The organism is Candidatus Baltobacteraceae bacterium (assembly GCA_036489885.1).
Lineage (GTDB): Bacteria > Vulcanimicrobiota > Vulcanimicrobiia > Vulcanimicrobiales > Vulcanimicrobiaceae > JAFAMS01.
This window is the reverse complement of record DASXEW010000003.1, coordinates 1,932,772-1,954,745: the sequence shown is the minus strand read 5'-3', so window position 1 is coordinate 1,954,745 and position 21,974 is coordinate 1,932,772. Positions and strand designations below refer to the sequence as shown.

21 protein-coding genes are annotated in these 21,974 nt (G+C 60.6%); all 21 read right to left on the bottom strand.

Going from position 1 to position 21,974, the window contains the following annotated elements; translation table 11 throughout:
• Positions 1–85: 85 nt before the first annotated feature.
• The gene (locus VGG22_15605; protein HEY1729800.1) at positions 86–286 is read right to left on the bottom strand and encodes a flagellar FlbD family protein; all 201 of its coding nucleotides are present in this window, start codon (positions 284–286) and stop codon (positions 86–88) included.
• Positions 283–1,800, bottom strand: a complete 1,518-nt coding sequence (locus VGG22_15600; protein ID HEY1729799.1) for a glycosyltransferase — start codon at positions 1,798–1,800, stop codon at positions 283–285. The genes VGG22_15605 and VGG22_15600 overlap by 4 nt, the downstream gene beginning before the upstream one ends.
• 128 nt (positions 1,801–1,928) lie before the next feature.
• Positions 1,929–3,428, bottom strand: coding sequence for a flagellar hook-basal body complex protein (locus VGG22_15595; protein ID HEY1729798.1), 1,500 nt, complete (start codon positions 3,426–3,428; stop codon positions 1,929–1,931).
• A gap of 104 nt (positions 3,429–3,532) precedes the next feature.
• The gene (locus tag VGG22_15590; GenBank protein ID HEY1729797.1) at positions 3,533–3,940 is read right to left on the bottom strand and encodes a TIGR02530 family flagellar biosynthesis protein; all 408 of its coding nucleotides are present in this window, start codon (positions 3,938–3,940) and stop codon (positions 3,533–3,535) included.
• A 1-nt stretch (position 3,941) separates the two neighbouring features.
• Positions 3,942–4,445: a flagellar hook capping FlgD N-terminal domain-containing protein gene (locus tag VGG22_15585; GenBank protein HEY1729796.1), complete on the bottom strand. Its 504-nt coding sequence runs from the start codon at positions 4,443–4,445 to the stop codon at positions 3,942–3,944.
• Positions 4,446–4,456: 11 nt separating this feature from the next.
• Positions 4,457–6,169, bottom strand: coding sequence for a flagellar hook-length control protein FliK (locus tag VGG22_15580; protein HEY1729795.1), 1,713 nt, complete (start codon positions 6,167–6,169; stop codon positions 4,457–4,459).
• Between the two features lie 119 nt (positions 6,170–6,288).
• Complete coding sequence (locus tag VGG22_15575) at positions 6,289–6,936, bottom strand: hypothetical protein (protein ID HEY1729794.1); 648 nt, start codon at positions 6,934–6,936, stop codon at positions 6,289–6,291.
• A gap of 12 nt (positions 6,937–6,948) precedes the next feature.
• Positions 6,949–7,404 carry a flagellar export protein FliJ gene (locus VGG22_15570; protein HEY1729793.1) on the bottom strand — a complete coding sequence of 152 codons (456 nt, stop codon included), beginning with the start codon at positions 7,402–7,404 and terminating at the stop codon, positions 6,949–6,951.
• A 3-nt stretch (positions 7,405–7,407) separates the two neighbouring features.
• On the bottom strand, positions 7,408–8,757 hold the full coding sequence (fliI, locus tag VGG22_15565; protein ID HEY1729792.1) for a flagellar protein export ATPase FliI: 1,350 nt from the start codon (positions 8,755–8,757) through the stop codon (positions 7,408–7,410).
• A gap of 1 nt (position 8,758) precedes the next feature.
• Positions 8,759–9,637, bottom strand: coding sequence for a FliH/SctL family protein (locus VGG22_15560; protein ID HEY1729791.1), 879 nt, complete (start codon positions 9,635–9,637; stop codon positions 8,759–8,761).
• A gap of 3 nt (positions 9,638–9,640) precedes the next feature.
• On the bottom strand, positions 9,641–10,747 hold the full coding sequence (gene fliG, locus VGG22_15555; GenBank protein HEY1729790.1) for a flagellar motor switch protein FliG: 1,107 nt from the start codon (positions 10,745–10,747) through the stop codon (positions 9,641–9,643).
• Positions 10,747–12,426, bottom strand: a complete 1,680-nt coding sequence (gene fliF / locus VGG22_15550; protein HEY1729789.1) for a flagellar basal-body MS-ring/collar protein FliF — start codon at positions 12,424–12,426, stop codon at positions 10,747–10,749. The genes fliG and fliF overlap by 1 nt, the downstream gene beginning before the upstream one ends.
• Before the next feature lie 186 nt (positions 12,427–12,612).
• Positions 12,613–13,896 (bottom strand): adenylosuccinate synthase, encoded by a 1,284-nt coding sequence (locus VGG22_15545; protein HEY1729788.1) that lies wholly within the window; start codon positions 13,894–13,896, stop codon positions 12,613–12,615.
• Positions 13,897–13,902: 6 nt separating this feature from the next.
• The gene (locus tag VGG22_15540) at positions 13,903–15,219 is read right to left on the bottom strand and encodes a glycoside hydrolase family 125 protein (GenBank protein ID HEY1729787.1); all 1,317 of its coding nucleotides are present in this window, start codon (positions 15,217–15,219) and stop codon (positions 13,903–13,905) included.
• Between the two features lie 30 nt (positions 15,220–15,249).
• Positions 15,250–16,356: a HAMP domain-containing sensor histidine kinase gene (locus VGG22_15535; protein ID HEY1729786.1), complete on the bottom strand. Its 1,107-nt coding sequence runs from the start codon at positions 16,354–16,356 to the stop codon at positions 15,250–15,252.
• The gene (locus tag VGG22_15530; GenBank protein HEY1729785.1) at positions 16,356–17,045 is read right to left on the bottom strand and encodes a response regulator transcription factor; all 690 of its coding nucleotides are present in this window, start codon (positions 17,043–17,045) and stop codon (positions 16,356–16,358) included. Before VGG22_15530 ends, VGG22_15535 begins: the two co-directional genes overlap by 1 nt.
• A gap of 20 nt (positions 17,046–17,065) precedes the next feature.
• Positions 17,066–17,491 carry a regulatory protein RecX gene (locus tag VGG22_15525; protein HEY1729784.1) on the bottom strand — a complete coding sequence of 142 codons (426 nt, stop codon included), beginning with the start codon at positions 17,489–17,491 and terminating at the stop codon, positions 17,066–17,068.
• A 16-nt stretch (positions 17,492–17,507) separates the two neighbouring features.
• On the bottom strand, positions 17,508–18,584 hold the full coding sequence (gene recA / locus VGG22_15520) for a recombinase RecA (protein HEY1729783.1): 1,077 nt from the start codon (positions 18,582–18,584) through the stop codon (positions 17,508–17,510).
• A 90-nt stretch (positions 18,585–18,674) separates the two neighbouring features.
• Complete coding sequence (gene ftsY / locus VGG22_15515; GenBank protein HEY1729782.1) at positions 18,675–19,589, bottom strand: signal recognition particle-docking protein FtsY; 915 nt, start codon at positions 19,587–19,589, stop codon at positions 18,675–18,677.
• 71 nt (positions 19,590–19,660) lie between these two features.
• A complete protein-coding gene (locus VGG22_15510; protein HEY1729781.1) occupies positions 19,661–19,984 on the bottom strand; it encodes an EscU/YscU/HrcU family type III secretion system export apparatus switch protein in 324 nt (107 codons plus the stop codon).
• Positions 19,981–21,966 (bottom strand): flagellar hook-length control protein FliK, encoded by a 1,986-nt coding sequence (locus tag VGG22_15505; protein ID HEY1729780.1) that lies wholly within the window; start codon positions 21,964–21,966, stop codon positions 19,981–19,983. Before VGG22_15505 ends, VGG22_15510 begins: the two co-directional genes overlap by 4 nt.
• Positions 21,967–21,974 lie beyond the last annotated feature (8 nt).

Here is a 21,974-nt window from a genome sequence, read left to right as displayed (position 1 = left end):
CCGGGGGCTCCGAAGCCCCTCTTCCTCAATATCGGCTAGGGCACCCTCGGCCTTGACGGAGGCTTAAAAGAGCGGGTGCGCGGGCTCACGACGCCCCAGGCGCCGGCCCGTAAATCGCGCGTTTGAACTCGATGACCCGCTTGCGGACCTCGTCGAGCGAGTCGCGGACGATCAGCTTGTTTCCCGAGGTCAGGGTGACCACGGTATCCGGGGTCGACTCGACTGACTCGATCAGGTCACAATTGACGATGATCGGCTGGTTGTTCAGGCGCCTCAGGGGGATCATGCCTCAGACTTCCTTTCCAGCAGCTCGAGCGCCCGCACCTCACCGAGGTGCTGGAACAGCCCGCGTAGCCGAGCCCGATGATGGTCGACCCCCTCAATGCCCACTGCCAGGTCCAGGTAGTGCTCCGTCCCATTTAGTCCCGACCGCGATGCGATCGCCGCGGCCGACCCGTACATGATAAGCCGGAACTCCGGAGGCAACCGCTCCGCGTTCGCCTCGATGAATGCGAGCGCTTTCCGGTCCTCGCCGCGCCGCAAGAGAAAATTCATGTACTCATTGGCCGCAGCGACGTCGCCGTCGTCCGACCACACCTCGGAGAACGCGACCTCGGCTTCGCCGAACCGCCCGAGCCCTTCGAGCGAACGCGCGCGATTGAGTCGAACAGGCTGCACCTTCGGCCGCGCGGCGAGCGCGAGATCGAACCATTTGATCGCGAGCTCGTAGCCGCGTTCCTCCATGAGCGTCGCGCCGATCTCGGAGTGCGACTTCCAGAGAAAGACTTCGTTGTCGACGAGCGGTTGACGATGCGCTTCTTTCCCGTCTTCGATCGCGGCCGCATATGCTTCGCGCGCCTCGGCAAATCGACGTTGTGCGACGAAGCACTTCCCCAAGACGAAATGCGCGTCGGCGAGTGAGGGCGAGTATTTCAGCGCTTCGCGAACGACGGCTTCGGCTTTTGCGACCACACCGTTCTTGAGATAGAGACCGGCCAGCAGACACAACCCGTTGGGAACAAAGCTTGGAACGCGGGCATCGACGCGCTCGCGCTGACGAATCTCCACCAGCTCCCGCATGCGCTCGAGCGCCGATATCGCGGGCGACGTGTTGTCGGCGAGCATTGCCGAGGTTCCGTAGTTATACCAATTGACCGCGTCATCGGGTGCATCGCGCAGTGCCGCCTCCGCGATCTCCATGTTGCGCTCGTGTTTCTTGCGCTCGAGCATGACATCGTCGCGATATCCGAAATGGATTAATTCGATCGGCGAGACTTTTGCAGGCATCCCCGTTTCGTTGCCATCGAGTGCGATAAACTCGTGAATCGGATTGCGATAACGGATGCGTTCGTCGTTTGGGAAGAACCGCACGAGCATGTTCGACATCGCACCGGTTCCCTTGTAGTCTTCGGTGAAATTAAAAATTCGCGTCCACAGCCCGGTCAGATGCGCGCTTTGAGCGCCCAGCTCTTTAACGATTTCGCGCGAACGCGGTGAGAGCCGCTCGTCCGCATCGAGAACGAGAATCCAGCGATGGGTCGCTAGCGCGAGCGCGGCGTTGCGCGCCTTCGCAAAATTGTTTTCCCACGAGATCTCATGAATTCGCGCACCCGCTTTGCGAGCGATCTCGAGCGTCTCGTCCTTCGACCCGGTGTCGACGATGCAAATTTCGTCTACGACGCCGCGCACGCTCGCGAGCGCATCACCCAGAAAACGCTCCTCGTCGCGGACGATCATGCAGAGGCTCACACCGGCACGCCGCTGCGGCCAGCCGTTGGGCGGCTCGGGAAGATCCAACATTTTAAATTTTGGTTCTTTTGTTGTTATGGGCCCCCTCGCGCGGAGCCTGGGGCGGAGCGCCTTCCAAACGACAAGCGGCCGGGCCATCTTGGCCCAGCCGCTCATCAACCCCCTAGAGGACTAGCGAACTAGCCGCCTGGGATCAGGTTTAGAACCGTCTGATCGTTCTGCTGTGCGACACTGATGCTCTTTGAGTTTGCAGTGAACGCGCTTTGCGCTTCGATCATCTTCACGAATTCGTTGGAGAGGTCGACGTTCGACTCTTCAAGCGAACCCGAGACGATAGTCCCCAGCTGTCCATTACCCGGGACATTGATTTGTGCCAAGCCCGAGTTTGCGCTGGATGTGAACTGGCTGTTTCCGATGTTGTTGAGACCTTGGTCGTTCTGGAACGTGGCGAGAACGAGCTGCGCCAACGTCTGCGACTGGCCGTTGCTGAACGAACCCGTAATCGCGCCGTTCTGGCCGATCGTGATGTTCGACAGCGTTCCTTGACCGTAGCCGTTTTGCGAGACCGTCGTTGCCGTTGAAGAACCCGCAAGCGAGCTCATGTCCGCGAAGCTGAGGGCAATTGCCGCCGGAGTTGCTGCGGTCGTCGGCGCCGAGTTGTTGGCCGGCGAACCCCAGTTGGCGATGGTGAGCAGGTTACCCTGATTTTGCGCGGCTTGCGATCCGGCCACGTGCGTCGCGCCCGTTCCGGCTGCAGTCTGGGTCGTGTTGATGAACTGTCCGTTCTGATCGTAGAACACGAAGCCCGTGGCGGAGGCTGGATTGGCAGCAAGCTCAGCCGTCAGCGGATCCGTCGGATCGCCACCGGTGATCTGGTATTCCCATTCCGTACCAACGGACGTCGCCGCGGCTGCCGTGTTGTTGACTTGCGTCGTGGCTGGGTCGAGGCCCGTGCCGAATCCCGTGACTTCACCCGAAGTGACGGGCGTGAACGTTACGTTGATGAGGTGCGAGTTACCAAGGGAATCATAGACCGTCGTGGAGATCGTGACCGGTGTTGCAGCTCCCGTATTGGCTTGGAGATACAACGTCTGATCGAGATTTCCACCGAACTGAACGTCGAACTCGGTGTCGCCCGTCGGACCGGTCTTCGTTCCGAAGCCCGTGCCGACTGCCTGCGATTTCAGGCCGAGCGGAATCTGAATCGTCGAAGGTGCGCCATTGGCATTGACGACGCCCGCGGAATTTGCCGTGTACCCATCGACGGCTAAGCCGCTCGACGGATCGTACAGAATACCGTTGGAGTTGATTCCGAAGTGCCCGTCGCGCGTGTACACCGGCGAACCGGAGCCGTCAACCGCACCGAGGATGAAGAATCCCGAGCCGTTGATCGCGAGATCGGTGTTGATTCCCGTGGTCTGGAAGCCGCCTTGTGAGAAGTTGTTGTCGATGGTCGCGGTCTTCACGCCGAGACCTTCGTTTTGCGGGTCCGTGCCGCCCAGCGTTTGAGATGGAGCGGTTGCGAACGCCTGGGTCTGATACAGAAGATCTTGGAACGTAATGTTCTGATCTTTGAATCCTGTCGTGCCGACGTTAGCGATGTTATTGGAGATAACGTCGATCGCGTTTTGATAGGCGTTCAGACCCGATACTGCTGTAAATAGCGAATCGGTTGGCATCTTGCCCTTTCGTTAGTGAACTCCGGCGCGGTTCAATCCATCCCCGCTCCGGCAAGGGCATCCGACATGCGGTCCGCCCTTGAATTGTGCTTTTTGCGAGGCGATCACTTGATCACCGCCGCGGAATCGATGTTTGTGAATACGTTCTCTCGCATCGAATCGGGATCGACCGCCGTGATGACGGTGCGATTTTTGATCGAGACGATCATTCCGACGTCGTGCACCATGAAGAGCGACTGTTGTGCGCCCTTCGAGGCCGCTTTGTCCGCCATCACGTTCATCTTTTGGACGTCGTCCTGGGAGAGCGTGATATTCCGCGATTGCAATCGTTGCATTGCGTGCGCAGAAAACTTGAGACCGGCTCCAGACGTGACGCCTTGTTGCGTGAGGACGTCACGAAATGATGGTCCGGTCGTCGTGGTAGGCGGAATCTGAACCGGTATGCCCTGCGGGCGTATCGGCGCAGTACTCGGTGGAATGATACTGATAGATTCAGGGATCTTGGGATCCATCTCAGCCGCCGCTGCTCGTGCTCGAGCTTCCGGTTGGAACGACCGCAGTGATCTGGTTCATCTGGTAAAGCGCTGGGCTTCCGTCCGAACCGGTGATGATTTGTCCAGTGCTAAGACTGGTCAACGCGAACTCCGGAGTACCATTGACAATCTGGATGCCCGAGACGATACCCGTCTGCGTGCTCGTGTTGCCGGCTCCGTCGGTCGTGTTGACCGCCACCGTAAGCCCGATCAGGCTGGCCGCCTGCGAAATCGAGAAGTTGTTCTGGAAACTCTGGAACGAGTCTGCCAGCGTAACTTGCGATTGCAGCGCCTGGAACTGTGCGAGCTGGGTGACGGACTGCGTCGAGTCCATCGGATTGAGTGGATCTTGATTCTGAAGCTCAGTCGTCAGCAGCGAGAGAAATGCCGTCGCACCCAACGTTTGACCAGTGCCGGATTGTCCCGGCGTGGTGCTGGTTTGGGTTACGAGCGGGCTCTGAGCCGTTGTTCCGACTCCTGCCATTGTTGCTGCTCCTAAGCGAGTGCGTTCAGCCACTGCATCGCAGCGAGCTGCGAAGACCGTGGACCGTAACTGGGTACTGATGCAATCGTGTCGTCGTCCGAGCTGGTCGTAACGCCGACGAATCGCCGGGTCGTTCCGAAGCGCGGTTGATACGCTTGCTGTTGTTGTTGGAATCCTTGGTTTGCGAGGTTGACGGTGAAGCCCGCGAGCTTCAGACCGGCATCAGCCAGCGATCGCGTCAGCATCTGCTGATTGGCTAGCAATGCGTCGCGCACGTCCGTGTTTTGTGCGACTAGCGTTGCATTCACTGAGCTACCTTGAACTTGGAGACTTACGGTTACGCTACCAAGTGATTCGGGCACCAAGCGCATCCGAAGGGTTTGCGAACCATCGGAAAGCGTGCGCATGCTGATGCCTTGGAGTACTTGGTCGACGACCGCATTCGGATCGACCGGCACTTGTGCCGGAGTCTGCGATTGTGCAGCGGTTGTCGGAGTGTTGCCTGCGGTTGAAACCAGAGGCGACAATCCGCCAAACGAAGCGCTTGCCAGCAACGTCGACGCCTGCGCGCCCCCTACTCCCGCGACCGGAGCCGACGAATCCGCCGTAGTGGATGAATCGCTCTTTTGTTGCGGGATCGAGTTGATCGCGTTCTGCAACGATTGCAGCAGCGACGCCGTGAGCGAATCGCTCATCGCGCCACCTGACCCCGACGCCGCTCCCGAAACTGCGATCTGCGGCTGCAGAGTCGCGGTCGAGTTGGGCGTGTCGGTCGAACTGGATGGATTACTACCGGAGTTGGCTTGATCGGCTGCGACGTTTGCAGCCCGCGCGAGAATCCGCCCGATCACGGTATCCGCACCAGTTCCTTGCATTGTCAAGGAAGGATTGGCCGTGACGGTTGGTCCGCCCGAGTTTTGAGGAATGGCAGCTGATGCGTTTTGCGGATGCATCGTCTGCGTAGCCATGCCGTTCGTTGTAGTGTCGCTATTGCCAAGCGGTCCCGACGAAGACACCCACGGTGCGGGTGGTGCGGCGGGCCCTCCGCTCTGCGAGCCGAGCGTTGCCGCTGAAGCGGCGGACGCCGAGCCGTTTACGGCGGACTGCTGTAACGCAACGAGTGCGGACTGTACGATTCCCGCGGTTTGATTTGGGGCTGAGCTTCCTCCCGCGTTTGCGTCCGAGGATGTTCCCAGGCTGTCGTGCTGCTGCCCCGTTGCGTATGCGCTGACCGTCGTCGTCAGTGCGTTGGCTATTTGCGTGAACCTCTGCACTAAGGAAGACGCCATTTGCGCCGCCGTTTGATCCGGCGGCCCATTAGACGGAGGCCCTAATGCTTGAGAGATCATTTGCGTCAGAGAACTGCGCAAACCCGATACGTTGACTCCCTGCAACTGCAGTTGAGCCAAAATAGTCGAGGTGAGCGATCCTCCGAGCTGCTGCGCAATTTGTTCGAGCGACATTCCGCTCTTGAGCATCTGCGTGATTTGCGTTTGCAGCTGCGACGTAAGCGTCGAAAGCTGCGCGGAACCAGGCGGGCTGCTACCGAGCGAGGATGACTTCGAACCTTGCAATTGTGCCGACAACAGTTGACCGAACATGTGATCGCCGATGTTCGTGCCATTTGATTTTTGGCCAAACAACGGTGATCCACTCAGCGCACTGCCGGCGGATTGCGTTTGTGTTGGTGTTAGTGAGAATAAATTTTGGAGACTTGTGTTCAATATTTCACCCCCTCTCTTGATCGAGATTGGGTATGCCAAAGCAAACCTAGGCGGATCAACTCCGCCTAACTTGCTCATCGGCCGGATAGCCCGCCGGCCTTAGCCCCGGTTAACCCCGGCTATTGGGGAACGGGGCTCGAGACTTGCGAGACCTTCGCAGCGTAGTCCGGTGGCAGGGCCCCGAGCAGTTGACCGGCAGCATCATTGCTCATGAGTGCCAAAACCTTGGCCGTATAATCGACGGGAAGCTTTTGTGCGACCGCAGCGGCTTGTTCCGGGTCCATCGTCGCCCAGACTTGGGCGGCATGCTTCGGATCGTCGGTCGTCGAGCTCGTCGCGGCCGGCGCCGGTGGCTCGCCATTCGCGGAAACGATACGGGGCGCAGGCGAAGGCGATGACTCGGCAGCTTTGGAGGCAGCCGATTGCATCTGCTTGATTTGGAATTGCAGCGCCGTGATCTGCGCGTCTTTGGACGCCATGTCCTTACGCTGGCTCTCGATCTCGCCGCCCAGCCCTTCGATCTGACGGTTGCGGTCCGCGATGACCTGTTCTTGCGCCGCGAAGTGAAGCGGCGCGAGGTACGGCGTGAAAAACGCGCCGACGCGGGCCACGATCGGATTCAGAGGTCCGTTCGTAACGAAGCCGGTGATCCGTTTTTGCGAGGGCGGCCACCACAGCGCGAACCCCAATGCAAGGACCGCAACCAACGGCAAAATGAGCTTGCGTGGGTTGAATTTCTTTTTGGGGCGCTGACGAGTGACGATCATGACCTAAACTCCCTAGTGATGGGCTGACTGCGATGCGCGATGGTAACGGCGTGCGTTGTCGTCGTCGAGCTCGCGCTGCTCGAGGCGAAGCTGTTCGACTTTGAACGCTTCGCGCTGACGCTCTTGCAGGCGATCGAGGATCTTACGATCCTTGGTCGCTCGGACGAGAACCGCGCGTGCGCGCTCGACGGCTTGTTGGCATGCGGCGACGTGATAGTCGGCCCCCGTGATCTCGCGTGCGAGGAAATCCAGATGTCCGTATGCGAGTCGCAAGCCTTCGGCATCGAGCTTGCGATGCTCGGCGATGAGCTCGCGCGCGAGGTTTTCGCGGCGGGTGCGTAGCATCTCGCGGCGCGCTTCGGCGTCGGCGAGAACGCGCTGTTCGCGCGCGAGGAGCTGCTTCTTTTGTTCTTCGATGCGTTCGCGCTGTCGCAAGACGGGAGCGAGTCTAAAAACGAAGCGTGCCATCGACTACGCGACCGCATAGAGGCTCCGAAGCGCCTCTTGATACCCGGATGCTTCGCGGATCCCTTGACGCAGAAAATGACGGATGGATTCGATCTTTGAGATAGCTAGGTCGATGCGCGGATTCGATCCTGAAACGTACGCACCGATGTTGATCAGATCTTCAGCTTCTTTGTACGTTGCGAGAATATCGCGAACCGCCGAGGCTGCGGATTGATGCGCGGCATCCGTGACGTCGGGCATGACGCGCGAGACGCTTTGAAGCACGTCGATCGCGGGATAGTGGTTGGCGGAGGCAAGTGCGCGCGAGAGCACGATGTGCCCGTCAAGAATCGCGCGAACCGCGTCGGCTACGGGCTCGTTCATGTCGTCGCCGTCGACGAGTACTGCGTAGAGTCCGGTGATCGTTCCGTTGGCTGACGTGCCGGCGCGCTCGAGCAGCTTTGGCAACTGCGCGAAAACCGACGGCGTGTAGCCGCGGGTCGTCGTCGGCTCGCCGATCGCAAGACCGACCTCGCGCTGCGCCATTGCGAAACGCGTGACCGAATCCATCATGAACATGACGTCGAGACCCTGATCGCGGAAATACTCGGCGATCGTGGTCGCGACCATCGCGGCCTTGATGCGAATGAGCGCAGGCTGATCGCTCGTCGCAACCACGACGACGCTGCGGCGCAAGCCTTCTTCACCCAAATCGCGATCGATAAAATCGCGAACTTCTTTGCCGCGCTCGCCGACGAGCGCAATGACGTTGACGTCGGCCGTCGTGTTGCGCGCAATCATTCCGAGCACGGTCGATTTTCCGACGCCGCTTCCCGAGAAGATACCCACACGCTGTCCTTTGCCGCACGTCAGTAAACCATCGATCGCGCGAATCCCGAGCGGTAACGCTTCGGTGACGCGCGGACGCGCGAGCGGATCGGGCGGTTGAGACGTTGTCGGCACGCGCCGCTCGGCGATGATCTCCTCGCGGTCATCGATCGGACGGCCGAGACCATCGAGAACGCGACCGAGAAGCTGCGGCGAGAGTGCGACGCTGAGCGGACGATTGAGCGCTTTGACTTCAGCGCCTGCTCCGATCCCGCCGAGCTCACCCAGCGGCATCAGCAGAACTTTATTATCGCGGAATCCGACGACCTCGGCGATTACCGGTGCATCCATCCGTTTGTAGAGAATCTCGCAGGTTTCACCGACCGACATCGACGGGCCGTGACTTTCGATCACGACGCCGATGACTTGGTTGACCTTTCCGTTATGGCGGATCAGCTCGGTCGAATGAACGTCGGCGAGATAACGATCGGCTGAGAATGGACGAACGCTGATTTCGTCCGCGTCATGCTCGAGGGTCGTTGTCATGCTACGACTCGGGCGGGGCGGTTACGGCTCCCGAACCATTGCCGCGCAGCGAGTCGGGTGAATGCTCGACCAAGAACTCGCCACCCTCGACTCGCAGAACGCGTTTGGCTTCTTCGACCTGCGTCTCGATTTTCGCATCCAGCGAACCGGCTTCGGTTTCGACAACGACGCCACCCGGATCGACGCGTTGATCTTCAATGACACGCATATGTTTCGTCTCACCGAGCGCGAGCATGCTGTCGCGATGCTGCTTCATCCGCTCGAGATCGATCGGATTGACGCGCACCGTAATCGATTCACGATCGACGAGCTCTGCGATCGCCGCTTTGGTGATTGCGACGACGACGTCGCGATCGGTCTCGATCGACTTGTGCAGGATCTTCTCGGCGATGCCCATCGCAAGCCTTACGATCTCAGGCTCCGCGCCTTCGACGATCTTGTGCCGCTCGACGCGAGCCATGTCGATCAAGCCTCGCATCGTCGTAAGCATCTCTTCCATCTCGGTTTCGGCCTTCGCGACGCCCTCGCGATAGCCGGAATCATGGCCTTGACTGCGTGCTTCTTGCGTTATTTCCGCTGCACCGGTTTGCGCGCTTTCGACGATAGTACGCAAACGCGTATGTGCTTCGGAGAGAATCGCTTCGGCATCCGCCGTTGCGCTTTGTAAAAGCTCGCCGGCCTGATGATGCAGCGATGGCCAATCGATCGGCTCCGCTTCTACCGGAGCCGGGAATACGGGTTCCGGCTCGACGTGCGTCTCGACGGTATCTGCGTACAGTACCTCATCCGCTGTCTTCCCATTCCCCAAGCCGCTTGCATGCGGAGGAGCGACGACATATCGCTCCTCACTGGCTGTTGGATTTTTGACGACGCGACCCATCGATTAAACCAGCTGGTCTTCCTTGCCGCCGCGGGCAATGACGATCGTGCCTTGCTCTTCCAACGTGCGAATCACGTCGACGATCGTTTGCTGCGCCTTACCGACGTCGCGCATGCGCGTCGGTCCGAGCAATTCGATCTCTTCGCGCAGCGTCTGTGACGAACGCGACGACATGTTCTTGAAGATAAGAGCCCGCAGATCGTCGTTTGCGGTCTTGAGCGCAAGTGCCAGATCTTTGCCGTCGACTTCTTTGAGGACACGCTGGATCGAACGATCGTCCAGATTGATGATGTCTTCGAAGACGAACAGCAGGTTCTTGACTTCGGTCGCAATCTCGGGATCGCGTTTCGAGAGTCCCTCCAGAATGTTGCGCTCGGTCTCGCGGTCGACGTATTGCATGACCTGCGCCAGTGACTGCACGCCGCCGGCTTTCGTGAAGTCTCCGCCGGTGAGCGTGAGACGCCGTCCGAGCAACTCGTCGAGCTGTTCGAGCACTTCCGGTGCGGTCTTCTGCAGAATTGCGATACGCATCGCGACTTCGGACTGCAGCTCCGGTGTGAGCTGCGAAAGCACGGCGCCGGCTTGTTCCGGAGCCATGTAGACCAAGATGAGCGCGATCGTTTGTGGATGTTCGTCTTGGATGAACTCGAGCAGCTGACCCGGCTCGGCGTTCTTGATGAGCTCGAGCGGATTGCCGTGCTTGAGCGCCGCGAACAGCTTGTTGGTCATGTCGTCGGCTTGACCCGTGCCGAACGACCGCTCCAGGATCTCCTTGGCGTACTCGATGCCGCCTTCGTTGATGTACTTCAGCGCGATAGCGCGTTGGTACGCTTCTTGAATGACGGCGTCGCGTTTCTCGATCGGAACCGTCGAGATTTTCGCGATTTCGAGAACGACGCGCTCGACTTCGTCTTGTCGTAAGAATTTGAAGATCGTCGAGGAGAGTTCGAGACCCAGCGTGATCATCAAGATCGCCGCTTTTTCGGGTCCTGGAATCTCGAGCGCAAGAGACGTGAGCCCATGATCGAGCTCGAGGCCTCCCGCGGAGGTCGGGGCGGCCGGCACCGCCGACGCGCCTACTTTGATAATAGGACCTTCCGTGAGCTCCATTATTCCGCCATCCACAGCTTGAGCAATTTAGCGATACTTTCCGGATTTTCTTGAGCGACCGTCGTGACGTATTCGATCATCTGCTCGCGTGTGAGGTCAGCAGCAGATCGAATCGGCGCGGCCAGTCCCGGTGGCTGATCGAGCATCGGATGCTCTTGGAATGGAGGCAGCTCTTCCGCCAACGTCGAGTCGAACGTCGGCAGCTCCTCAGGCGGATGGAAGGCCGGACGGCGGCGCCGTACGGCGAGCGCGCCCGCGCCGACCGCTACGAGCAGCGCGAGGAACCCGAGGATGATGAGCGCTTGTGCCGGGATTCCGAAGACCGTCGGTCTGATCTGGATCAAGCCAGGCCGCGGGGCTTCTGCAACGACGGCAGGATTGAACGGAACCGCTTCTACGGACACGATGTCGCCGCGCGTCGGATCGATGCCGGCGGCTGCGGAGACGACGTTGCGGATTTTCGCAACGTCCGTGGCTGCGACGGCGTACGGTACATTCGCACCCGCAGTAACCGGCGCTGCGTTCGGAACGTTGACGAGCACGGCCACACTCAAGCGCGTCACTTTACCGGGCGCGAGAATGTGCTTGGTATTCGTCTGCGTGATTTCGTAATTGCGCGTTGTCTTGTTGCGGTTGTAACGGCCGTTTTGTGCCGTTTGCAAACCTTGATACGTCCCGATGACGTTAGTCGTCGTGCCCGGGACGCCGACTGCCGGCGAACGATTCGGAACTTGGCCGTTATACGATTCGCGCTCGGTTTGCTCGGAACGAACCGTTCCGGTCGGCGCATACGTTTGGCTGTCCGACGTCGTCGTGTCGAAATTCATGTCGACTGCAACGCGTGCGGCTGCGCGATGCGGTCCGAGCGTTTGATCGAGCATTCCTTGAATGCTTTCCTGAAGGTTCGCTTCGTAGCGTTCCTTCGCGATCAACTGCTCTTGCGTCAGCTGCAGCGCGGTGGCTTGTTGCTCGGCGACGTTGGATCCCGCCGTCGCGCGTGGCACGAGAATGTTGCCGTCTTGGTTGACGATCGTGACGTTTTCCGGCTTCAGACCCGGAACCGCATACGATACGAGATCCGTGATGCCCAAAACTTGTTCCGAGTCGAGATTCAGACCCGGCTTCAGTTTCACGGCAACGGATGCCGTCGTCGGTGCTTGGACCGAACTGTACAGCGTTTCGTCGGGCTTGGCGATGTGCACGCGCGAGGATTGCACGGACGAAAGTCCGTCAATCGTGCGCTGCAATTCGCCTTCCACCGCACGCGTCAGAGCGACTTTCTCTTGAAAGTCGGTCATGCCGAGGTTCGTTTTATCGAACAGCTCGTAACCGGTTCCGCCGCCCTTGAGCAGATTGGAACCTGCAATTTGTACGCGCTCATCGTACAAATTCGCTTGCGGTACTTTGACCGTCGCTCCGCCGTCAGTAAGTACGTACGGAACCTTATCGTCCTTGAGTTTTTGGATTATCGACGCAGAATCGTCAGGATTCAAATTTGAAAACAGAACCGCATACGGTTCCTTGTGCAGTGGCCCGTAAAACACTGACCACGCACCAATTCCAATGACGAGCGCGATGCCGATAAATCCGGCGGCGAGACGTTGTCCCGAACTGAGACTTCCGAAAAAATCCCGTGCGCGAGCAGAGATGTCTTGCCACGAGGTCGTCAACCGATCCAAATGACACCTATTAACGGGTTCCTGAAAAGGAAACCCGCGGAGCAGCCCACCGTGGCGAAATGGGTCGAACGTCCTTGCGCGACCTATGGTACGGGTATCGGCTTCGCCGTCCGTCTTCCATACCTAGTGCCTCTACGGTCAAGTTTCTGCTTGGTCGGCTGGGTCGGCCGGGTCTGCGAGGACCTCCTAGGAGGAGGCTGCGGCGAACTGCGCGCGTTCCGCCCCGACGGAAGCTCCGTCGACCGGCACGCCCAACATCTTTTCCAGTGCATCGACGTAGCGGCGTGCGGCCGTTGGAAGGTCCACAAGCGAACGCGCACCGCCGATGTCGGTTTTCCAGCCCTCGAACCATTCGATCTTGACCTCCAGGCTGGGATCGCCGAGGGCCGAGATGCCGGCTTCGCGTTCTCCCCGCCGGTATTCGGTCACGACGCCGATCCGATCGAGTCCGCTCAGTACGTCGAGTTTGGTGAGGATGACTGAATCGAGGCCATTTACCTGAACTGCGTAGCGCCCGACGACTGCATCGAACCATCCGCAGCGGCGCGGTCTGCCCGTCACGGTGCCAAACTCGCCGCCGTCGCGGCGCAATCGTTCCCCGAGTTCATCGTGCAACTCTGAGGGGAACGGTCCTGCGCCGACCCGCGAGCAGTATGCTTTTGCGATTCCGATCACACGCCCGATCGCTTTAGGACCGATTCCTAATCCGATCGTTGCCGCACCCGCGATCGTGTGCGAGCTCGTCACGAACGGATAGGTTCCAAATCCGATATCGAGCATCGTTGCCTGCGCGCCTTCGGCCAGGATGCGCTTCCCGTTTGCCAGCGCATCATGAATGTAGACGACACCGTCGACGATGTGCGGTCCGAGTCGCTGCGCGAAGGCGAGCGTCTGAGCGATGAGGTCTTCTTCGCTGGGCAGGGTCCCCGCCGACGCGAGTCCCGCCGCACGCGACATCAAGTTGAAGCGCAGCTTGTCGGCGAGCACCGTCGGCTGCCGCAAATCACCGAACGTGATCCCCTGGCGTCCGACCTTGTCGACATAGGCCGGCCCGATGCCGCGCCCGGTCGTCCCGATCGCGCCGCTTCCGCGCGCGGCCTCGCCGGCGCGGTCTGCGAGGATGTGATAAGGAAAGACGATGTGAGCCCGGTCGGAGATCTTGATCCGGGAGAGATCGACGCCGAGGTCCTTGAGCCGATCGAGCTCTTCTATCAATGAAGAGAGCGACACGACCGTCCCCCCGCCCACGAACATCTCGACCCCCGGGACCAGGACGCCCGAGGGGACGATCCGCAGGGCCAATTTCAGGCCCTCGACCACTAGCGTGTGACCAGCGTTGTCGCCGCCACCGAAGCGCGCCACGATATTCGCGTCGCGGGCCATCATATCGACGACCCGGCCCTTGCCCTCGTCGCCCCACTGCATGCCGACGATGACGGTCACGAGACCGCGGCTTCCGTTTTGACTCACCCGGCGCTATTCGCCGAGGATTTCGAGATCGCCGGTCGGAGAGGTCGGCAACGGTTTGACTCCGTCGAACGACGTCATCACAAACTCGCTGAACAACGCGTTGGGCCAGCCAAAATCGGCCCGCGTGAATTTTGTCGGATCGTTCGGATTGAACGATTCGTGCAGAACGTGATCGCCGGTATCCGAAGCCAGCAGCTCGTTGAGAACGTCGCGTTTCTCCGCATCGTTCGTCGACGTGAGTCCCTGCATCACAAGCGCGAGCGGCCACACCCAGCCGTCACTGGTATGCGCGCTGCCGATTCCGTGCGCGACCGTCCCGGTGTAGTAGTAGGGATTGTCTTTCGAAAGCAGATAGCGCCGCGTGTTCTCATAGACCGTGCCGGTCGGCTTCGTATAGCCGATGTACGGCGCCGAAAGCAAACTCGGGATGTTGGCATCATCCATCAACACGGCGTGACCAAGTCCGTCGACTTCATACGCGTAAACATAGCCGTAGTTCGGCATGAAGACCAGGCCGTATTCCTGGATCCCGTTGTTGACTTCCGTTCGCAACGCTTTCGCGCGCTGGGCTTTGATCAGATTGCGATAGACGACGCGCTCGATCTCTTCGATCTCGCCGAGCGCGACGACCGCCATCATCTCGGACGGAATCAAGTAATTGTAGACGCACGCATCATCGGAGGGACGGAAACCCGTCCAAATCATCCCCGTGTACTTGACGGGATTTCCCTTGCCGTCTTTGAGCTCACGATGCGTGTAGTGCGAGTTGCGCGGATGATCTTGCTCGCGCTCCATCGTATCGAGCGCGCGATCGAGTCCTTTTGAGAAATCGTCGGTGAAGATCGTTGCGTCGCCGGTGACCTTCCAATACGTCCACGCCAAGATCAGTGGGTACGCGAGCGAATCGAGCTCGAATTTTTCTTCCCACACCCGGTAGTCAAGCGTGAAGGCGTTGGCGTAGGGATCGACTTGCAGGTATTTACCCATGCGCGCGATGACCGCTCGAAGCAATTTCTGCGTCGACGGATCGTCCTTGGCGAAATACAGAAACGGGCGCGACTCGGCGCTGGCGTCCCGCAACCATTCGGCCGGAATATCGCCGGTCTTGATGTATGCGGTCCCGTCCTGCGCCATCGTGATCTGCTTCGACGTATTGAGCAGCGCGGCTCGGAACATCGCCTCGAGCTTCGGATTCGAAGGGTTGCGATAGTCAACCGCAGCGCGAGCCAGCGTATCTTGCTCGAGCGCCCGGACACCAAGTGGAGCTATCAGCAAAGTCGCGACGCACACGAGCGACGCGACGCGGATAATACCGTTCCGCATCGGAATACTACGTTTCCGCGCAGCCGGTGATTATCCCGTTGGAATGCGAATCACGATGCGCGCGCCACCAAGCGGAGACTCGGTTGCGCACGCGCTGCCGCCGACATGTTCGAGCAGACGACGAACAACCGCAAGCCCGAGGCCGGCTCCGGCGCTACGCGCACGATAACCGAACGTAAAGATCGATTCACGCTCGTCGAGCGGGATACCGGGACCATCATCGTCGACGCCGACCTCGACCTCGCGTGCGCGCCGAGCGCTCCATACGGTCACGTGCCGGTGCTCGCCCGCGTGTTCGAGCGCGTTTCCGATGACGTTGATGAAAATCTGCACGAGATGATCGAACGCGATTGCTACCGGGCAGGCCGGCATGTGCGCGTGCCGGACATCGCCGCACCGCTCGCGTACGCGCGGCGCAAGCGCGGCGAGCGCCGCGTCAAGGGCGTCTTGCGGAAACGTACGTCGCTCCTGTGAGAGGGGCGGCCCGGCTCCGTATTCGAGATCGAGCAGCGAAACAGCGAACATTCCGTCGACCATGCGCCCCAAGCGCAACGTCTCGTTACGCGCGATCTCGAGAAAACGCCGCGAGCTCGAGGGATCGAGCGGCTCCTCGAGCAGCGTCTGCAAATAGCCGCGAATCGCCCCGAGCGGCGAGCGCATTTCGTGCGCGACGGTGGAAAAGAAATCGAGGCGCTGGCGTTCGTGCGCGCCGCGCTCGAGCGCCGATGCCGTCGCCAGATCGAGGCTCACCTCACCCGGACTAAGCAGAGTCCAGCCGGTTTCGACTGCAATCGGCAACGCGCGTGCGAACGCCGCAGTCGTGCGCTCGAGGGCGCCGCGGCAATCTTCCGCGGAGATGGTCTCGTCGTCGCTGCGCTCGCGTAGGGCAATTGAGAAAATCTCGCTGTTGCGCTCGTGAACCAGCAAGTCGCTGGTGCGCAGCCGTTGATGCGCAACATCGGCGAGAACCGCGCAGGCTCGCTTCTCGAGGCGGCGCGCCGAGGCGCGGCCCTGCAGCCAAGCAACGCGCTCGACTTCGCGAAGCCGAATGACCAGCAACGGAACGCGGCGCCGCTCGAGCATCGGCGCAAGGCGGCGCGCGAAACCGGCTTTTGTGAGGAAGCGGCGCGCCGGCATCACGCTCGCGCGAACTTGTAACCGTAGCCGTGGACGGTCGCGATTGGGGTTTCGATCATGTGCTGCTCTTCGATCTTCGCGCGCAAGCGCCGGACATGTACGTCGACCGTACGCTCGTCGCCGTCATAGTCGAAGCCCCATACGCGCTCGAGCAACATCGAGCGCGAAAGCGCGACACCGGCGTTCGACGCCAGCTCGAGGAGGAGCGCGAATTCTCGCGGTTTCAACCCAACGTCGGCGCCGTCGACGCGCGCTTCACGTGCACCCTCGTCGATGACGAGGCGTCCGAAACGTAACGTGCGAGGACTGTCCTCGAACGCAATCCCGGTTCTCCGCAGAATCGCACGCACGCGCGCCACTATCTCTCGCGGCAAGAAAGGCTTGGTAACGTAATCGTCCGCACCGATCTCGAAGCCGACGATGCGATCGACTTCGTCGCTGCGGCCGGTCAGCATGAGAATCGGAACGCGCCGCCCTTCCCGCCGCAACATCCGTGCGACTTCCAGACCGTCGAGTCGTGGAAGACCGATGTCGAGGATTGCAAGATCGACTCCGTCGCGCGCCGTGCCGAGTGCGCTGATCCCATCGCTCGCATGAGCACACCGGAAACCTTCACTGCTCAGATGATGATCGAGCAGCGTACGAATTGCATCGTCGTCTTCAGCCAGAAGAATGCGGATGGCTCCCATGTCAATGGGAGTGCCCGCTGTCACATGCCGCCGGACCCAATTCGTTCGCGCAGAATCGCGTAAATCAACGAGGCCGGGAAGCCGAGACGTTCGAGCGACCGCGCTGCCGAAGGATAACTGATCTCGGGCCGGCGTCGCTGCAGCGTTTCGAGCGCTGCATTGCAGCGCGTGCGTTCATCGAGCGGCCCGCGCTGCACGGAAACGAATGCAACCTCACGATCGATGCCCTTCGCCGTGAGCGCTGCAACCATGCGCGCGTCGCCGACGGCCTTGCGCGTACCGGTGACGTATAGCTCTGCGTAAAGCTTGTCATCGAGGTAGCCATCGCGTTTGCAGCGAGCAACCGCATCAGCGATCTCGTCGTCTTGGAAGCCCTTGCGCTCGAGACGCGACCAGAGCTGCGCCTCCGTGAGACGGCGCTGCGCTAACGAACGCAGCGCCGACACGTAAGCGGAAGGGCGCTTAGTCTGACTCTGCGGATGCACCGACGGCGACGCCGTTCGTGCCGTTCGCGCCGTTCGCGCCGTTCGCGCCGTTCGTCGAGACGGGCGTCTTGAGCGCTTCGCGGATCTTCGTTGCGATCTCGTCCGCAATATCGGTGTGCTCTTCGAGGAACGCCTTGGCGTTTTCGCGTCCCTGACCGATCCGTTGATCGCCGTAGGTGTACCACGAACCGCTCTTTCCTACGATGTTGCGCTCGAGTGCGACATCGATGATCGAGCCCATCTTCGAGATCCCGTGTCCGTACGTGATGTCGAATTCGGCCTGACGGAACGGTGGCGCGACTTTGTTCTTGACGACTTTGACGCGTGTCCGGGTCCCGACGACGTCCTGACCGATCTTTATCTGCTCCAGTTTGCGCACGTCGAGGCGAATCGATGCGTAGAACTTGAGCGCACGGCCGCCCGACGTCGTTTCCGGACTTCCGAACATGACGCCGACTTTTTCGCGCAACTGATTGATGAAGATCATCACACACTTGCTGCGTGAGATCGCCGAGGTGAGCTTGCGCAACGCTTGCGACATCAGCCGCGCTTGCAAGCCGACATGCGTATCGCCCATGTCGCCTTCGAGCTCGGCTTTGGTGACGAGCGCGGCGACCGAGTCGACGACGATGACGTCGACAGCATTCGAACGTACGAGCATCTCAGCGATGTCCAGCGCTTGTTCGCCGGTATCCGGTTGCGAAACGAGCAAGTTGTCGAGATCAATTCCCAACGCTTTTGCATAGGCTGGATCGAGCGCGTGCTCGACGTCGATGAACGCTGCAGTGCCGCCGCCGCGTTGTGCTTCGGCAATCACGTGCAATGCCAGGGTCGTCTTACCGCTGGATTCCGGACCGTAGATTTCGACGATTCGCCCACGCGGCAGGCCGCCGATCCCGAGCGCGAGATCGAGGGCGACCGAGCCCGTCGAGATCGTCTCGAACGCCATTCTTTCGGTGATCTCGCCCATTCGCATGATCGCGCCTTTTCCGAATTGGCGCTCGATTTGTACCAGGGCGTTGTTGAGGGCGACGGCGCGCTCGTCTTGCGGCATGTTTGTTCTACTCCTATGTCTTGCGTCTTACAGCTCTATGTCGCAGATATGTTGGTTGACAAGAGTGCCAACTGTTCGACACTCTCATTTCTACGCTGGGACCGTATCGAAGAGAGCCTCGAGGAAGCTCGCGGCCTCAAAAGGTTGTAACGCATCCGCGCTCTCACCCAAGCCGATGAACGCGATTGGGATCTCGAGCGCATCGACGATCGCGACGATCACGCCGCCTTTCGCCGTCGAATCGAGCTTGGTGACGACGACACCCGTGAGCTTCGTCGCCACATTGAAAAGCGTCGCTTGCGAGATCGCGTTTTGTCCCGTCGTGCCGTCGAGCACGAGCAGTGTCGCAGCCGGTTGACCCGGCAGCTCGCGTTCGATGATGCGCCGCATCTTCTTGAGCTCTTCCATGAGATTGACTTTCGTTTGCAAACGACCGGCGGTGTCGACGAGGACGATGTCGGCGCTGCGTGCCTTGGCTGCGGCGATACCGTCGAACACCACGGAGCTCGGATCGGCGCCTTCACGTCCGCGCACGATATCCGAACCGCTGCGTTGCGCCCAAATCTCTAGCTGATCGGCCGCGGCGGCGCGGAACGTGTCGGCTGCGACCAGCAATACGCGCTTTCCGTCTTTGCGAAAGCGTGTTGCGAGCTTGCCGATCGTCGTCGTCTTACCGCTGCCGTTGACACCCACGATCAAGATGACGCTCGGCTTCGCATCGAGATGCAATTGGCTCGAAAGCGTGAGAAAATTCGCGACGTCGCGCTTGAAGCGTGCGATCACGAGATCGCTCGTCGCCCACATCTCTTTGTGTGCGACGTCTTTGAGGCCGTCGAGGATCTTTTCGGTCGTAGCCACGCCGAAATCGGCGCCGATCAAAATCTCTTCGAGCTCTTCCCAAAATGCCGAATCCAGCGGCCGCCGTGCTGCAGCCAGCGTCTCGACCCCCGCGAGGCCATCGCGTGTCCGCTTCAGGGCGTCCTTGAGCCGCCCAATCCATCCCACGGGAAAGAAACGTTCCCCAGCCGGAATCGAACTCCTGTTCGATCTAAGGCTCTCCGCCCCAGGCTGCACGCCTACTTCGGGGTTACGTCCTTCGGGTCGCCGTGGCTCGCGTCGAGCATGTAGACCCACGAGAGCACTTCCGCGACGACGACGTAGAGCTCACGCGGGATGACGGCCCCAACCTCGAGCTGGGTGAGCGCTTCGACGAGCCCTTTGTCGGCGTGAATCGGGATTTTGTTTTGTTTGGCGATCTTCGTGATCTCGTCGGCGAGCATGCCGCGACCGACGGCGATGACTTCCGGCGCCTTCGTCTTGACGGGGTCGTACTGTAACGCCGCAGCCGCGTGCCGCGCTTCGCGCGGCTTGCGCATATCGAAAAAGCGATCTCGGTTCATGCTTTCTTGTCCGTCGTGCTCAGCGAGTCGCTGGGCGGAGGCGCCGCGGATTCCGGAGTCTTGACCCGGGTCGTTCCGGCTTCGAGTGCTTTCACGTTGTAACGCATGTCTTCCAAACGTTTGCCGAGCTTCGCGAGCGCGGATTTGAACGTGGTTGCCGCACTCGGCCGTTCGGTACGAACCGAAACGCTGACCGAACGCTGGACCGCGTGTAGATCGATGGCGATCGTGCCTAGTCGTTTGGTATCAAGTATGAACGCGATGTGAAAATCATCGCCGCTGATGTTATTGCGGCTGCCTTCGGGTTTGTCGCGCGAAACGTTGATACGCGCCGGATACATTTGTTGACCGAGCATGATCGGGACGGTGAACGACCACGTGCCCGGTTGACTCTGCTGGGCGCTCAACGCGCTGAGCTGCGATGCGACGATTCCGGTGAGCGCGTTGCGCGCCAACACGACGCCGGTGTCGCCCAGCGCCGTGTCCGGTTGAGCTGAAGCCAAGAGTGATACTAGCTGCGTTTTGAGGTCGCCGTTTACGGCTGCGATACGTTCGGCCGAATGCGCAGCCGCGACCGTCGAGTCTTCCGGTGCAGCCGGTGCCGGCGTCACGGGTACCGGCGTCGTCGGTTGCGGGGGCGCGCTCGCTGATTCTTCCGGGGCGGTTGCGGCCGCGGCGGCTTGCGGCGCAGGCTCTTGCGCAACCGGGTCTTGCGCAACGAGCATCGCGAGTTTTTGTTCCGGGCCTTCGATCACGTGCGAGAGATAAGAGGTTACTTGCGTCGTGAAGGTCGGCGATTCCGGATCGAGATTGCCGACGAACCCGGCCAGCGTCCGCAATGTGAGAATACGCGGATCGTCACTGTCCGGGAGCGCCGTCTCCAGTGCACGCAATGCGGTCGCAACTTGCTCGGGCTGTTGCGTGACGAGCTTGGCGAACGTCAGCGTCGTCGGTGTTTGCGGAATGCGCAGCGAACGCAACAATGCAACGGGATCTTGCAGTAATTCTTCTGCAGTCGGTGCCGCCTGCGGACGCGTCTGCGATGCGGGAATCATCGTTGTATTGCGCATTTGCGCGGGCGCACCGGGCAAGGGCTGCGGAGCGGCTTTTGCAGTGAGATCGGCACGCGGCATGATGATCGGCGCGAACGGCGAGCGCGGGATGATCGGCGGAGCCAGCGGATTTGTTCGGCCGGCCGCCGGTGAAGTTGCCATCGAACGCGATGCTGCGGCATCAGATTGCGCGCCTGAAGCCGTCGTTGCCGCAGGCCGCGGCGGTGGAACGGTGCGCGACGCGCCCGGTGGCGCATTCGTACTCGGCGCGGGAGCGCGCGGCGGTACCGGCGTCGTACGCGAAAATGCGAGCCGCGCTTCGATGCTCAGCGTTTCCGGACGCGCTTGCGCGTAATCCGTTTGCTGCGTCGTCGGCGCGGGTGTTTGCACGACCGTGTTTTGCGCTGCGGCTTCTTCGTCGGCGGCGGCTGCGGCGGCGAGCGTGCTGGTGGCTGCCGGCGTTTCTTCGGCTGCCTCACTCGGCGCAACCGGAGGAGGCGGCAGCGGTGGAAATTCCGGCTCGTCCCCGACGAAGATCGGAATCGGCATGCGAGTCAGTTCAACGGAGTCCGGCTCTTGCAGGGGCGCTGCCGTTGTCGCGGCGGAAGGCGCATTTGGTGACGGCGTTCTGCTCATCACTTGGACGAGCACCTGATCGTTCTGAAAACCTTGTACCGCGACGGTGAGGGTGTCGCCGGGATAGACGTTCGGCGGCAACGATGCAGCGACGCGCAAGCCAAAGATCTGCAACGTGTCGGTGAGCCCGTTGAACGGTTGCACCGTCGCTTGCACGATATCACCCGGCATCAGCATTGCCTGCAGCGCTTTCGCGTCGGCCGCGAGCGCCTGCAATTCCATTGCAACCGCAGCTTCAACGGCGGTCGCAGCCGCAGCAGCTGCCGCGGCGGCAGCCGAGTTTACGCCAGACATGAGAGCGG